Source organism: Solimonas fluminis (assembly GCF_002930645.1).
GTDB lineage: Bacteria > Pseudomonadota > Gammaproteobacteria > Nevskiales > Nevskiaceae > Solimonas_A > Solimonas_A fluminis.
On record NZ_PSNW01000009.1, the window covers coordinates 138,249 to 153,580 of the forward strand.

At 71.4% G+C, this 15,332-nt stretch carries 6 protein-coding genes; all 6 read right to left on the bottom strand.

Going from position 1 to position 15,332, the window contains the following annotated elements:
- Window positions 1–2: 2 nt before the first annotated feature.
- The 6 genes from C3942_RS16085 to C3942_RS16110 are packed head-to-tail and all read right to left on the bottom strand — an operon-like array spanning window position 3 to window position 14,906.
- Window positions 3–1,184, bottom strand: a complete 1,182-nt coding sequence (locus tag C3942_RS16085; RefSeq protein WP_104231384.1) for a glycosyltransferase — start codon at window positions 1,182–1,184, stop codon at window positions 3–5.
- A gap of 8 nt (window positions 1,185–1,192) precedes the next feature.
- On the bottom strand, window positions 1,193–1,483 hold the full coding sequence (locus tag C3942_RS16090; RefSeq protein WP_104231385.1) for an acyl carrier protein: 291 nt from the start codon (window positions 1,481–1,483) through the stop codon (window positions 1,193–1,195).
- 30 nt (window positions 1,484–1,513) lie between these two features.
- Entirely contained in the window at window positions 1,514–5,878 is a 4,365-nt protein-coding gene (locus tag C3942_RS16095; RefSeq protein ID WP_104231386.1) for a type I polyketide synthase, read from the bottom strand.
- Window positions 5,875–12,987, bottom strand: a complete 7,113-nt coding sequence (locus C3942_RS16100; RefSeq protein WP_104231387.1) for a type I polyketide synthase — start codon at window positions 12,985–12,987, stop codon at window positions 5,875–5,877. Before C3942_RS16100 ends, C3942_RS16095 begins: the two co-directional genes overlap by 4 nt.
- Window positions 12,988–13,017: 30 nt before the next feature.
- A complete protein-coding gene (locus C3942_RS16105) occupies window positions 13,018–14,028 on the bottom strand; it encodes an ABC transporter permease (protein WP_104231388.1) in 1,011 nt (336 codons plus the stop codon).
- Window positions 14,025–14,906 (bottom strand): ABC transporter ATP-binding protein, encoded by an 882-nt coding sequence (locus tag C3942_RS16110; protein ID WP_104231389.1) that lies wholly within the window; start codon window positions 14,904–14,906, stop codon window positions 14,025–14,027. Before C3942_RS16110 ends, C3942_RS16105 begins: the two co-directional genes overlap by 4 nt.
- Window positions 14,907–15,332: the final 426 nt, after the last annotated feature.

The window sequence follows — 15,332 nt, forward strand, 5'->3', positions numbered from 1 at the left end:
GACTAGGCTAGCTCCAGGGATGCCGGCGCCGCGGCTGCGAGCGCCAGGATGATTCGCGCCGCCCCGGGAGCCCCCGGGGCGGCCAGCAGTTCTTGCGAGAGCCGCCGCGCGCTGTCGGCCAGCGAGGGCGTGCCCAGCAGGTTGGCGATGGCCGTGCGCATCGCCGCCGCCGTGACCTTGCCCTGGCGCACGAACAGCGCGGCACCGGCGTCGATCACCTGGCGCGCGATCACCGGCTGGTCGTCGCGGATCGGCGCGACGATCATCGGCAGGCCGCAGGACAGGGCCTCGCAGACGGTGTTGTGCCCGGCATGGCAGATCACGCCGTCGACATGGCGCAGCAGTTCGGTCTGAGGCACGTAGCCGCGCACCAGCACGTTGTCCGGCGCGCTTGCCGCCAGCGACTCCGGCGCCACCAGCACGGCCTGCACCTCCGGCATGCCGGAGACGGCTTCCATCACCACCTCGAAGAAGCGGGTATCGCGGTCGCGGCTGACCGTGCCCAGGGACACCAGCAGCTTGCGGCGGTCCTGGCGCAGCCACTCCCAGGGGAACTCGATCTGGCGGCGCCCCTCGCCGCGCACCGGGCCGACGAAGGCGTAGGGCGCATCCACCCGCGCATGGCGGTCACCGGGGAGGGTCTCGATGGAGAACACGATGACCCGGTGCGGCGAGAAGTCCGGCCGCTCGACGATCAGGTCCTCCGGCAGGTAGCGGCGCTGCAGCGCCAGGTACTGCTCGGCCACCCAGGCATCCAGCACCGGCGACATCTTCAGGATCGAGGCCGAGGTGGTGACCTGGCTGACCCAGGGGACGCCCAGCTTGCGCGCAACCAGGGCGCCGCCCAGCATCTGGTGGTCCACCACCATGGCGTCCGGCGAGAAGTCGCGCACGGCCGCTTCCATCGGCGCCAGCACGCGCTCGGCCAGCGGCAGCGCATAGTCCTCGAAGAACAGCCGCACGCTCTCCAGGCCGCGAACCTGCGGCGCGGCGATGCCGGGATCGGCGCCGTCGCCATGGTCCAGGGCATAGACGCGCGCGCCCTCCGGCAGCTTGTCGCCGATCTGCGCCGCATGCACCGCCCAGGCCAGCTCGTGTCCCTGGCGGGACAGCGCATCGGCCACGGCCAGTGCCGGGTTCAGGTGCCCGGTCAGCGGCGGAACGGTGAAGAGGATGCGCGCCATGTGCGGACTCAGCCCTGTTCCGGCACCGCGCCGGCGATGAAGGAAGCCAGCTCGCCCACCGACAGGCCGATCAGCTCGTGGATGCTCTTGCCGGACAGCCAGCCGACGATATCGAGCTGCGTGCCGTAATGCGCCTGGATCGCGTCGGCGATCTTCACGAACTCGATGCTCTCGATCTCCAGGTCGGTATTGAAGCGGGTCTCGCCTTCGATCTCGAAGTCCTGGATCCAGTCCTCGTTGATGGTGCTGCGGATCTTGCCGATCACCAGGGAGAGGATGTCGTCGTAGTGCTTGCTCATCTTTCTTGTTTTCCTGAAATCTTCCCGGAGTCAGCCCTGCGCCGCCTCGGCGATGGCCTCGGCCCGTTCCTGCGGTGCCGCCGGCAGGCTCCAGCCGACGATGCAGTCGCGCAGCGGATGGGTGACCACCCAGCGGCCGTTGACGCAAAGGCAGTCGCCGTCGCGGGCCTCGATCACGTAGTCGCGCGGCCGTCCCTGCAGCCCGGTCCCGGCGGCCTTGGCCACCACTTCCTTGGCGACCCAGCCGCGGGTGTACTCGGCGTCAGGGTCGGCGCCGGCCAGCAACGCCAGTTCCGCCGGCGTGAAGGCCATCTCCAGGAAACCGGGCTCGCGCGGCTCGATGCGCTCGATGTCGATGCCCACCGGCTGCTCGCCGACGATGGCCACCGCGAGCTTGCCCTTGTGCGCCAGCGAGACCTGCAGGCCCTCCGGCAGGGTGGAGGTGACGTTGGCCCGCAGGCGCGGCGCACCGGCCTCGTCGTTGATCACGGTGAATTCCTGCGGCCACACGGCGTCGATGCCGCGTTCGCGCCGCAGCCAGGCGCGCACGGCGTCCTTGGCGGCGACGCGCCCGGCCAGCCACTGGCGGCGGCGGCGCGGCGACAGCGTGTCGTAGGCGGCGCGCTCGCCGGCACTGAGATAGCGGCGGCTGATGTAGTCGCGCAGGATCGCGGTGTCGTAGCGGTCCTCGAACAGGGCGACGTTGGGCGGCACGAACTGCGAGGCCTGCAGCTGCGACAGCTTGCGGCTGGCCACCCAGAAAGCCTTGTCCATCTGGTAGCGGCGCGTGCGCCAGCCGCCGATGGCGATGCGCAGGCGACCCTGGGCATCGCGCAGCTGGTGGTCGGTGACGCAGTTCAGCTCGTCCAGCTCCGCGATGCGGACCTGGGCTTCCAGTTCTTCGCCGGGAGCCGGGTCCGGGGCGAAGAAGCGGATGGAATCGACGCCGATCGGCATCGCCAGGCAATCCTGCGGCTGTTCCATGACCCAGTAGCCGGCGAGCTGCCCCATGTTGTCGAGCAGGGCGCCCTTGCCTTCCGGCACGCGCAGGCGGCCGTCGATGCCGTTGTCGCCGATGCCCCGGAAGGCGGCCACGCCCTGGTAGGCCGGCCCATGGAACATCCAGCCTTCGCGGTACAGGTCGGCGGCGTCCACCGCCGTGGCGCGCGGCGACTGCAGCGGCGCCGCTGCGCCCAGCTCGGCCGGCGGATACTCCGCCGCGACGCGGACCTCGGCCTTGAAGTAGCCGACGATCTCGGTCTCGATGCGGTCGTCCGCGATCCATTTCAGCGTGATGTCGACATTGAGCTGGCGCGACACCGCCAGCCAGCTGTAGGCCTGGATGCGGGCGACCTCCACCACCTTCAGCGCAGGCAGGGCCTCCTCCACCGCCTCGCGCACCAGCATGACCTCCATGGTCATCGGCACTACCGGGTGGCGGTCGGCGACGATCGGCCAGCCCGGACGCTGCGGGTAGAGCTCGTGGTCGCAGACGTAGGGAATGGTCCGGCCGATGTCGAGCAGGCGCTGCACGCGGCCCGGCAGCGCCGGCCGGCCGGCGGGAGGTGCGGCAGCGGCGGCGCCCTGCCCGCGATGCTGCTGCCAGGCTGCCAGCACCTCTCGGCCGGCGCGCTCGATGTCGGCCAGCGTGTCGCGCACCAGGCGGCCCACGGGATCGTTGGCGGCCACCGGCGGCAGGCCGGATGCGGCGGACGGCGACAGGCGCGCCGGCAGCAACTCCGGCTCCAGCGGCTGCGGCAGGCGCACCAGCGGCACGCCCAGCGACAGGCGACGGCTGCCCGCGCTGCGCACCGGTTCCGGCACGGCGGCCGGCAGCGGCGGCGCGGCCACCAGCAGGCGGGTATCGAACTGGGCGCCCTCCACCCACAGCGCGGCGCAGAGCTGCTGCAGCTGCGCCATGCCGCTGCGTGCCTCGTGGTTGGCGCGCAGCGCCAGGTGCGGGCGGCCGGACAGTGTGTCGTCGATGAAGCCGGTCAGCGAACCGGTGCCCACCTCGACGAACACGCGGAAGCCCTCGTCGTGCAGCTTTCCGGTCAGTTCGCGGAAGCGCACCGGCTGCAGCAGGTGATCCAGGGCCAGCTGGCGCTTGCCTTCGAGATCCGGCGGGAACGGCGCCGTGCTGGTCGCCGACCATACCGGCACGGCCGGCTCCACCAGCTCGGCGGCGCCGAAGAACTCGCGGTACCAGTCCATGTGGCCGGCGAACAGCGGCGAGTGGAAGCCGGAAACGAAGGGCAGCACGTTGGCGAAGATGGCCGACTCGCGCAGGCGAGCCGCCACCACGGCGATGGACTCGCGCGAGCCGCAGGCGATGACCTGGTGCGGGCAGTTGTCGTGCGAGATCGCGATACGCTCCAGGCCCTGCATGGCCGCGCGCAGGCGCGCCTCGTCGCAGGAAGCGGCGAGGAACTGCAGATCCGGGAACTTCACGGAGTCGAAGTCCAGGCCGGCGTTGGTGCGGTCGGAGAGGGCCTGGTCCATCATCCCGGAGCAGAGCATGGCGCTCCACTCGCCCACGCTGTGCCCGGCGTAGGCGTCGGCCTGGATGCCCAGCTCGCCCAGCCGGTCGAACAGGTAGCGGTTGAAGCCGAGCAGCCCCACCACCATGCGGCTCAGCGAGACGCTGGGGTCCTGCGCCTCGCAGTGCGGCGGCAGCGGCTTGCCGAAGTACCCGGCGAGGTCCGCCGCCTGCGGCTGGAACGTGCTGTCCACGCCGGGGAACACGAAGGCCAGCTTGCCGCCGCCCTCGCCGAGCAGGCCGGCCGGCGAGAACCAGATCTGCTGGCGGCCCGGCCAGGGCTTGCCGCTGGCCACGGCCTTGCGCGCGGTGGCCAGCTTCTTCGCATCCGGCGACAGTACCAGCAGGCGGCAGCGGCCAGGCTGCGGCTCGGCGTCGCGCTCGCCGGCATCCAGACGCGCCAGCAGCTGCTGCGGCGTGTCGGCCGACAGCATCAGTACCGGCGACAGCCCGGCGGCCGGTTGCGCCGGAAGCTGCGGCAGGCCGCGCAGCACGACGTGGGCGTTGATGCCGCCGAAGCCGAAGGCATTGAGCGCCGCCACGCGTTCCTCGCGCGGGGTGGACCAGGGCTCGCCGGCGCCGATCGTGCGGAAGCGCGTCTGGGCGAGCTTCGGATGCGGATTCTCGCAGTGCAGCGTCGGCGGCAGCACGCCGTGGTAGACCGACAGCGCGGTCTTGATCAGGCTGGCCATGCCCGAGGCCGGCATGGCGTGCCCGATCATCGACTTCACCGAGCCGATCACCGGGCGGACACCCTCGCCCTCGTGCGGGCCGAAGAATTCGCCGAGGGTCTCCAACTCCACGGCATCGCCGGTGGGCGTGCCGGTGCCGTGGGCCTCGACCAGGCCGATGGTCTCGCGGCCGAAGGGCAGCCCTGCCCAGGCCTTGTCCAGCGCGATGCGCTGGCCGGTGGCCGAGGGCGCCACCAGGCTCGCGGCGCGGCCGTCGCTGGAGGAACCGACGCCCTCGATCACGGCGTAGATGCGGTCGCCGTCCGCCAGCGCGTCGTCCAGGCGCTTGAGCACGGCCATGCCCACGCCCTCGCCCGCCAGGATGCCGTCGGCGTCCGCCGACAGCGGGCTGACCACGCCGCGCCGCGACAGCGCACCGAGCTGGCAGAAGGTCGCCCAGAACGTCAGGTCATGCGTCAGGTGGGCGCCGCCCACCAGCATCATGTCGGTCTCGCCGCGCCGCAGCGCCGCGCAGGCCTGCTCCACCGCGATCAGCGAGCTGGCGCAGGCCGCATCGACGGTGTACGCCGGGCCATGCAGGTCCAGGCGGTTGGCCAGGCGCGAGGCCAGCAGGTTGGGAATCATGCCCACGGCCACGTCCGGGCCGTAGTAGGCGAACTGCCGCTGCAGGCGGTTGCGCACCGCCGCCAGGGCTTCGGCGGACAGGTCCGGGAACAGGTCGCCCAGGGTCTGCAGGATCTGCGGCAGCAGGCGCACGTGCTGCTCCAGGCGCAGCACGCCCGCACCGACATAGTTGCCGCGGCCGACGATCACGCCGGTGCGCGCCCGCGGGAAGGGCCGGTGCTCGTAGCCGGCATCGCGCAGCGCCTCGTAGCCGATCTTGAGCGTCAGCAGCTGGTCGGGCTCCACCGAGTCGGTGGCGCGGGGCATCACGCCGAACGGCAGCGGATCGAAGTCGGCATGCTCGTCGACGAAGCCGCCGCGCTTGCAGTAGAAGCGGTCGATCTCCTTCGAGTCCGGATCGTAGAACTGCGCATCCCAGCGTCCGGCCGGCACCTCGCCGATGGCGTCGACGCCGTCGACGATGTTGCGCCAGAAGCGCCCAAGGTCGGGCGCGCCAGGGAACAGGCAGGCGAGACCGACGATGGCGATGCGCTGGGTCAAGCGCCGACCTCCCGCGTGCCGGGCGCGGCGCGGCCGTCGAAGCTCTCCGGCTTGCCGCACATCAGCACCACCTGCGAATCACCCTGCGCCTGGGCCAGCTCGCGCAGCAGGGCGGCGACGCCCTCTTGCTGCGGAATCAGGCCGATGCCCTTGCGCTGGTACTCGTTCTTGAGCGACTCGGAAACCATGCCGGTGTCGGCCCAGGGGCCCCAGTTCACCGACAGCACGCGCCCGGAGATGCGCTGCTGCCAGCTATAGGCCAGCTTGTCGAGGACGTCGTTGGCGGAGGCATAGTCCACCTGGCCGCGGTTGCCGAAGGCGCTGGCGACGCTGGAGAAGAACACCACGAACTTGACGTCGTCGCGGATGCGCTTGCGCAGCGCCAGCGCACCGCCGACCTTGGTGTCGAACACGCGGCCGAAGCTCTCGTCGGTCTTGTCGCGGACCAGCTTGTCCTCGACCACGCCGGCACCGTGGATCACGCCGTCGATGCGGCCGCGGCGCTCGTAGACGCCGTCGATGAAGGCCAGGAAGGCCTTGCCGTCGCGCACGTCCAGGCGCGTGAAGTTGAGGCTGCCGCCGGCGGCGATCACCTGGGCGTAGGTCTCGCGCGCGGCGCGGTCCGCCAGGATGCGGCGCGCCTGCTGCTCGATCTCGGCCGGCTTCTGCCGGGGATCGGCCGCCAGCAGGGCCTGGCGCAGCTTGCGCGGATCGTCGATGCCGCGGGTCTGGGCGCTCTCCTCGCCGGTGGGCATCGGCGAACGGCCGACGACCTCCAGGTGGCAGCGGTAGCGCTTGGCCAGCTCGATGGCGATCAGCGCCGTGATGCCGCGCGCGCCGCCGGTGATCAGCACGGTGCTCTCCGGCGTCAGCGGCAGGCCGTCCAGCGAGCCGCGGGTCAGCTCGGTGGGCACGATCTCGCGCACATGGCGGCGACCGCCCTGGTAGGCGACCTCCGGCAGCGGGTTGGCCGCCAGCAGTTCGGCCTCGATATGGCGCGCGATGGCATCCAGCGACTCGGAGAGGTCGAAGTCCACCCAGTGCGCGCGCAGCTCGGGGAATTCCTTGACCACCGACTTGACCAGGCCGGCGAAACCGGCGCCGCGGCGGAAGTTGGCACCGGAGGCGCCGAAGTCGCCGCCCAGGGCGCTGGCCACCAGCAGGTGCCGCCCGTTCTTCTGCAGCGCCTCTCGCGCCACCGCGAAGAAGCGCTTGACGTCGCGCAGGCGGCTGGCGGGATTGAGGCTCCACAGGTGGATCAGGCCGTCGATCCGGTCCAGGTCGGTGGGCAGCACCTTGGCGCTGGGGAAGTCCACGATCTCCACCGCGGCGCCCCGGGCGATCAGCAGCGCGGCGACACGCTCCGCCAGGCCCAGGCGGTCGTCGCTGAGCAGGAAGTGCTTGCCGGTGAGGCTGATCTGCGCCGGCACCGTCGGCGGCGCGTCCTGGCGGCGCAGCACGTAGCGTTCCAGCGGGATGCCGGGCGCTGCGGCGGACTCCGGCGCCGCGGCGGCCTGTGCCGCGGCAGCGGGATGGCGCTGCTCCAGCCAGGCGATCATCGCGCGCAGCGTCTTGAGCCGGGAGAGCTGCTCCTGCATCGCATCGCGGTCGCTGCCACTGGCGACGCCCAGGCGCGTGCCGAGCTGGCCGACCACCTCCAGGCGCTTGATCGAGTCGATCGACAGGTCGGCTTCCAGGTCCAGGTCCAGGTCCAGCGCTTCCGGCGGATAGCCGGTGCCCTGGCTGACGATGTCCAGCAGCAGCTGCGAGACCGGCGGCGCGGCGGCGGGCACCGCCACCGCGACCTCGACCTTGCCGCTGCCCTGGCCGATGGAGACCGTGGTCGTGGCGGGTGCCGCCGCCGGCAGCCTGTCGGACAGCCAGCCGAGCACGGCGCGCAGCGTCTTCTGCGCCGCAAGCTGGTCCAGCAGCTTGTCGGCATCGGCACCGAGCGCGCTGCGCAGCGACAGGCGCTGCGCCAGCTCGCCGACGATCTCCAGGCGCTTGATCGAGTCGATCGACAGGTCCGCCTCGAGATCCAGGTCCAGGTCGAGCATGTCGGCCGGGTAGCCGGTGCGCTCGCTGACGATGGCCAGCAGCGCCGGCTGGCTGTCCGGCGCCGCCGGGGCGGCCGGCGTGCTGACCGTGACGGTGACGGCCGGCGTGGCGGCGACGGTCACGGCCGGGAGCGCCGGGAGCGGGCGTTCGCCGAGGCGTGCCGGAGCGGGCGCGCCGAAGAAGCCGAGCAGCACGTCCCGCTGGGCGTTGACCAGTTCGCGCATGTTGCCGAGGTAGCCGATCAGGGCCTGCTCGCCGACACTGCTGGTGGCGGCCAGCGCCGGCATCACGACGGTGCCGGCGGCGGCGCCGAACTCCACCACCGGAGCGGTGATCAGGGCCGCGCCATGGGCCGGGGCCGCACCCCGCAGCGGGCGCGCATGGCCGCCGTTGACCAGCCAGGTGGTGGCCGCCAGCTTGCGCGGCTGCGACAGGTCCAGGACCTGCGCGCGTCCGGCGAACAGGGCCGTGGCGTCGAAGCCCGGCAACCGCAGTGCCAGTTGCGCCAGAGTCTCCAGCAGCCCGGCGAGGCCGCGTTCCTCCGGATCGAGTGCGAGGGTGCCGTGCGGACGATCCCTGAGGATGCGTCCGACCAGGCCGGTCAGCACCTTGCGCGGGCCGATCTCCAGGAACAGGCGCGCGCCGTCCTCGTGCATGCGCTCGATCTCGGCGACGAAGCGCACCGGGCTGACGATATGGCTGGCCAGTTCGCGGCGAATCGCCTCTGCGTCATCGCGGTGCGGCTCGGCGCTGCGGTTGGAGTACACCGGCCACTGCAGGGCGCCCACCGCCTGCCCGCGCAGGGCCTCGGCGTAGCGCGCCTCGGCGGCGGCCATCAGCGGCGAATGGAAGGCGCAGTCGGTTTCGATGCGCTTGCAGCCGATGTTCTGCTGCGACAGGAAGGCGCAGGCCGCCTCGATCGCGGCGCTGGGACCGGAGATCACGGTCTGCACCGGCGAGTTCTGGTTGGCCATCACCACGCCGGGGAAGCCCTCCAGCAGCGGCGCCAGCGCCGTCGTGTCCAGGCGCACCGCGGCCATCGCGCCATTGTCTCCGCCGCCGACGGCGGAGACGATCGCTTCCGCTCGGGCGCGCGACAGCGCCAGCAGCGTGGCGGCGTCGAAGGCGCCGGCGGTGGCCAGCGCGGCCAGTTCGCCGTAGCTGTGCCCCGCCGCCATGTCCGGCTTCAGGCCGAGGCCGCGCAACCATTCGAAGGCGGCGAATTCCACCAGGCCCAGGGCCGGCTGCGCGCGGCGGGTGTCGGTCAGCGCCTGCTGCTGGCGGCGGCGCGCGTCGTCGTCGTAGGCCGTCGTGGGGTAGATGTACGGCAGCTCCTGGCGCGCCGCGGCGAGCAGCTCCGCGGCCGGCGGGAAGTAGACCAGCAGCTCGCGCAGCATGCCGGGGTACTGGCTGCCCTGGCCGGAGAACAGCAGGGCCAGCTTGCCGGGAGCGGCGTCATCGGCCCGCGCGCCGGCCTTGCCGCCGGCCAGCAGCGCGGCGATGCGCTGCGACAGCTCGCCGGTGTCGGCGGCCACGAAGGCGAACTGCACCGCGCCCTCGCCCGCTTCCCAGGCGCTGCGCGCCAGGTCGCGCAGCGACAACGGCGCATCGGAGGCAGCGAGGAATCCGGCCAGGCGCTTCAGCGTGGCCTCCGCCTCGGCGCGGCCGGCGCCGCGCAGCACGAACAGCTCCGCCGGCCAGGCGGCGGCACCGATGGCGCTCTGGTGCGCCGGATAGGCCGACAGCACCGCATGGAAGTTGGTGCCGCCGAAGCCGAAGGCGCTGACCGCGCCGCGAGCCGTCGGCGCCTGCGGCAGCCAGGGCGCCGGCTGGCGGTTGAGCTGGAAGGGACTGCTGTCCGGGCGCCAGGCGGCGTTCGGCCGGGTCACCTGCCCGGTGGGCGGCAGCACCCGATGGTGCAGCGCCTTGGCCACCTTGATCAGGCCGGCGATGCCGGCGGCACACTTGGTGTGGCCGATCTGGCTCTTCACCGAACCCAGCGCCGCCTGGCCCGGCAGCGCGCCGCCGGCCAGGTAGACCTCGGTCAGGGTCTTCAGCTCGGTGCGGTCGCCCACCACCGTGCCGGTGCCGTGGGCTTCCACCAGGCCGACCTCGGCCGGCAGCAGGCCGGCCTGCCAGTAGGCACGTTCCAGGGCGCGCTTCTGGCCTTCCTTGCGCGGCGCGGTCAGGCCCAGGCCCTTGCCGTCGCTGGATCCGGCGATGCCGTCGATCACGGCGTAGATGCGGTCGCCGTCGCGCTCGGCGTCGGCCAGGCGCTTGAGCACCACCACGCCCACGCCCTCGCCCAGGGCGATGCCGTCGGCCTCGTTGTCGAAGGAGCGGCAGCGGCCCTTGGCCGACAGTGCGCCCACCGAGGAGAACATCAGGAAATCGGCGATGCCGTTGTGGAAGTCGGCGCCGCCGGCCAGCACCACCTCGCTGCTGCCGGCGCGCAGTTCCTTCACGCCCAGTTCGATCGCGGTCAGCGAGCTGGCGCAGGCGGAGGTCACGGCGTAGTTCACGCCGCCCAGGCCCAGGCGGTTGGCGATGCGGCCGGAGATGACGTTGACCAGCATGCCCGGGAAGGAATCCTCGGTCAGCGAGGGCAGCGCCGCGGCCAGGGCCGGCGGCAGCTCGCCGCAGTACTGCGGGAACAGGTTGCGGAAGGTGTACTGGTTGCCCAGGTCCATGCCGGCCTCGGCACCGAAGATCACCGAGGTCTTCTCGCGGTCGAACCAGCGGCTGTCGTAGCCGGCGTCCTTCAGCGCCTGGCGCGTCACTTCCAGCGACAGCAGCTGCACCGGCTCGATCGCCGCCAGCGAGGCCGGCGGGATGCCGTACTGCAGCGGATCGAACGGCGTGTCGGCGATGAAGCCGCCCCACTTGCTGACGCTCTTGTCCGCCGGCGCGTCGGCGCCGCGGTAGTACTGCGCGACGCTCCAGCGGTCCGCCGGCACCTCGCCGATCAGGTCGCGGCCTTCGAGGATGTTGCCCCAGTAGGATTCCAGGTCCGGCGAGCCCGGATAGAGGCAGGCCATGCCGACGATGGCGACGGGCTCGGCCTGCGCTGCGCGCGGCAGCGCCGGCGGCCGCACCGAGTCCAGGTACTGCACGGCGCCGCGCGTGACCTGCGCATGCAGGTCCGCGATGGTGGTGACCGCCTGCTTCATGGCGATCACCTGGCCGATCATGTACATGCCCTCGGCTTCCTGCGCCGCGGCATCCACCGGCGCCAGGCGGCCGTCGATGTAGTCCACGCCCTTGGTGGCGATGCGCAGGCGGCCCACGGTCAGCGCCTCCAGCGCCTTCCAGGCTTCCTTGGTGTCGACGCCCTCGGCCTGCAGGCGAGCCTTCTCGCGCGCGAACAGGTCCATGAAGCCCGATGGCAGGCAGCGGATGGCATGGCCCGGCGCGGTTTCGACCAGGGCGGTCTCGCCGCCCTCCAGGGCCTTGCGCTGGAAGCCTTCCAGCACGGCCCCATGCGTCACCGCCTCGGCGGTGGCGATGTAGGCGGTGCCCATCAGCACGCCGATCCTGGCGCCGCGCGCCGCCAGCGGCGCGGCGATGGCCGCGACCATGGCGCTGGAGCGCTCGTCATGGATGCCGCCGGCGAACAGGATGTGCAGCTTCTCGGGCTGTTCGACCTGGGCCAGCAGCGCCAGCGCCTGCTCCCAGAGCACGAAGCTGTAGCGCGGTCCGACATGGCCGCCGCACTCGCGGCCCTCGAACACGAAATGCGTGGCGCCATCCTTCAGGAAGATGTCCAGCAGGCCTGGCGAGGGCACGTGCAGGTAGGTGGCGATGCCCATCTCGACGAAGGGCCGGGCCTGCGCCGGACGGCCGCCGGCCAGCAGCAGCACCGGCGGCTTGATCTGCTTCACCAGCTCCAGCTGCGGATCGAGGATCTCGGGCGCGGCGAAGCCCAGCAAGCCGACGCCCCAGGGACGGTCGCCGACCTGGGCCCGGGTGGCTTCCAGCAGCTCGCGCGAGGGCTGCTCCTTCATCAGCGACAGGGCCAGGAACGGCAGGCCGCCCTGCTCCGCCACCGCCGCCGAGAATGCGGCGGTATCGCTGACGCGGGTCATCGGACCCTGCGCCACGGGGTAACGCGTGCCATGGGACCGCGCCCAGGCATTGCCCTCGTCGAGCACGCGCAGCGCCTGCGCCTGGCGCAACTGGCCGGCGATGCGCTGGCGCAGCGTCTGCAACAGGGCTTCCAGGTTCGGGCAGTCGTTCAGGAGCAGGCGCGACAGCGAGGCATCCTGGCCCAGCGGCAGCAGCGTGCCGGAAGCCAGTGCGGCGCGCAGCGCGCCGGCGTCCATGGCATCGAGCGCGGCGATCTCGCGCGGGCTGCGCGCATGGACCTGGTATCCGGCGGCGGCGCGCACCTCGCTGCCGTCCATCGCCAGCAGCTGCGATTTGAGCTCCGCCGGCAGCGAGGATTCGGGGAAGGCACCGAGGACGGAATCGAGCACCACGCCGAAGGCACCGCCGGCCACGGCACCGGCCGCGGTATGCAGGGCGATGCCGCCCTGGCACCAGACCGGCACGCCGGCCGCCCGGGCCAGCGGCACCAGGCGCTGCAGCAGCACGAAGCTGCTTTCCTCACCGATGCGGCCACCGCTCTCCTGCCCCTTGGCGATCAGGCCGGCGGCACCGGCCGCCAGGGCCTGCTCCGCCTCGGCCACCGAGCAGACCTGCACGATGACGGGGAGCCGGCGCCAGGAGGCCGGCAGTTCGGCAGTGGCGTCCGCCACCACGAAGTCCGCCGCGGCCGGCAGCTCCTGGGAACCGGCGGCAACGCCGTCCGGCAGGCGCAGGCCCAGGCCGGCACTGCGTTCGCGGGACAGGGCCGCCAGCACCGGACCCCACCCGGCGGGATCGCGCCCGAGGTCGATGGCCACCGCCACCTGCTGGCGCGACAGCGCGCGTGCCAGCGGCAGGTCGGCCCGCTCCAGCGGCGTGATCGCCAGGATGCCGAAGCGCTGCGGGTCGAAGGACGGCCGCTGCAAAGCGGAAGTGGCTGAGGCTTCGTTCTGGTTGTTGGACATGTCGATCGATCCCGGAATGCGTTTGCTGCCTCAGTCCTGCGACCAGCGGAAGAAGCCGGCGCCGATTGCCAGGAACACCGCCGTCATGGCCGCCAGCGCGGCCAGGGACTGCGCGATATCGGCCAGGCCGGCACCGTCGAGCATCACCGCGCGGGCCGCTTCCAGCATGTGCGTCAGGGGGAAGGCCTGGGCCGCGGCCTGTACCACGGCCGGCGCGCCGTCCAGCGAGAAGAACACGCCGGACAGCACCACCATCGGCCAGGACAGCAGGTTGAGCAGTCCGCCGGACAGTTCCTCGCTGGAGATGCGCGCCGACACCAGCAGGCTCATGGCGATCATCGACATGGAGCCCAGCACCGCCACCAGCAGCAGGTTGAGATAGCTGCCTTCCATGCGCAGGTGCAGGAACAGGTCGGTGGCCGCGTACATGCCGGCGGCGATGCCGACGATCAGCAGCAGGCAGGCGATCATCTGCGCGCTGATGAATTCCACCGCGCGCAGCGGCGTGCCGTTGAGGCGCTTGAGATAGCCCGACTTGCGATAGCGCACGATCACGTGGCCGATCGCGAACAGCGAGGAGAACATGATGTTGAGGCCCAGCAGGCCCGGCACCAGCCAGTCGGAATAGCGGATCGAGGCACCGCTGACCGGCTGCGCCTCCGCGTCCGCATCGCTGTTGCGCAGCAGCGACTGCAGCAGGCGGCCCTTCTCGGAATCCGTGTTGATCCAGTAGCGCAGCGGCTGCGAGGACGGATCCAGCAGCAGGTCGATGCGCTGGCGCTGCAGCTTCACCATGGCCTCATCCAGGCTCGCCTCGCGGTGGAACCGGGTGCCTTCGGTGGCGAAGAACGGATGCGTCTGCGGCGTGTCGGGCGCGTCGCCGAGCACGCCGACCTTGAACAGCGGCGGCGGCGCACCGGAGAACACCACCGCCATGCCCACCACCAGCAGCGGCGCGAACAGCAGGTTCCAGGCCAGCGCGGAGCGGTCGCGGACCACTTCGAGCAGGCGTGCCTGGACCATGGCCCATAGACGCTTCATGCGCGCAGCTCCGTGCCGGTGAGCTGGAGGAAGAGGTCTTCCAGGGTGCGGGGGCGGATCTTGAGCTGCGCCAGCGACAGGCCGGCGGACAGCAGCCGCCGCACGGTGTCGTTGACGTCCGCGCTCATGATCTCGACGCGGTCGGAGCGGCGCACCAGCGACAGCTCGCCCAGGTCCCGCCCGTCCACCTCGGCGATCGGCAGCTCCAGCACGCTGTCGCTGAAGTTCTCGGCCAGCAGCTGCTGCGGCGAGCCGCGGGCGATGACGTGGCCGTGGTCCATGATCGCGATGTCGTCACAGAGGAGGTAGGCCTCCTCCATGTAGTGCGTCGTCAGCACCACGGTCTTGCCGCGGGCCTTGATCGCCTGCACCAGTTCCCAGAAATTGCGGCGTGCCTGAGGATCGAGGCCGGTGGTGGGCTCGTCGAGGAAGACGATGTCCGGATCGTTGACCAGGGCAATGGCCAGCAGCATGCGCTGGCGCTGGCCGCCGGACAGCTTGCGGTGATCGCGGTCCAGGTATTCCTCGAGGCTGCAGGCCTCGATCAGCTGCGGCAGCGGGAGCGTTTTCCGGTACAGCGAAGCGAAGAAACGCAGGTTCTCGCGCACCGTCAGGAAATCCTGCAGAGCGGTGTACTGGAACTGGATGCCGATGCGCTCGCGGTAGCCGGCGTCGATCGGCTTGCCGCGAAACAGGACCTCGCCCGAGCTCGGACGCACCAGTCCCTCCAGCATTTCCACCGTGGTGCTCTTGCCGGCACCGTTGGGCCCCAGCAGGCCCAGGCACTGGCCCTGCTCGACGTCGAGGCTGACGCCGTCGACCGCCTTGACGCCGGGATAGTGCTTGCGCAGCTCGCGCGCGGAGAGGATCGCGGGCACCGGCTATCTCCCGGCACCGAGGCGGCCCGCGCCTAGGCGCGCGACCGCGGAGGATTCATGAAGCCTGGGCTGGCGCCAGGAATAAGCAATGACGATCCTGGAATAAGGTCGGCCGGCAGAAGATGCATCCGCGCACGGCAATCCCTTCGGTACCCTGTTCCCGCAACGGCGGAACTCATCCATAAGAGTCGGAGCAAAATCAGCAAGCACATCAAAACAGCAATCGAGAACCCGCGATCTGATGCCGCGATGTTCCCCGGACCTCTCCTGGTCGCACCCTCATTCCCAACCACTTTGCAGCGAACACTTGTCAGCCTCTTTACGACAAGCATTCCTCGCGCCAATTTTCGCGTGTGAGATTCATTCGCGCTGTAGGTTTTTGGAGCACGGCGATGTACGGCATGCGGAAGACGATGAGTGGAGGCG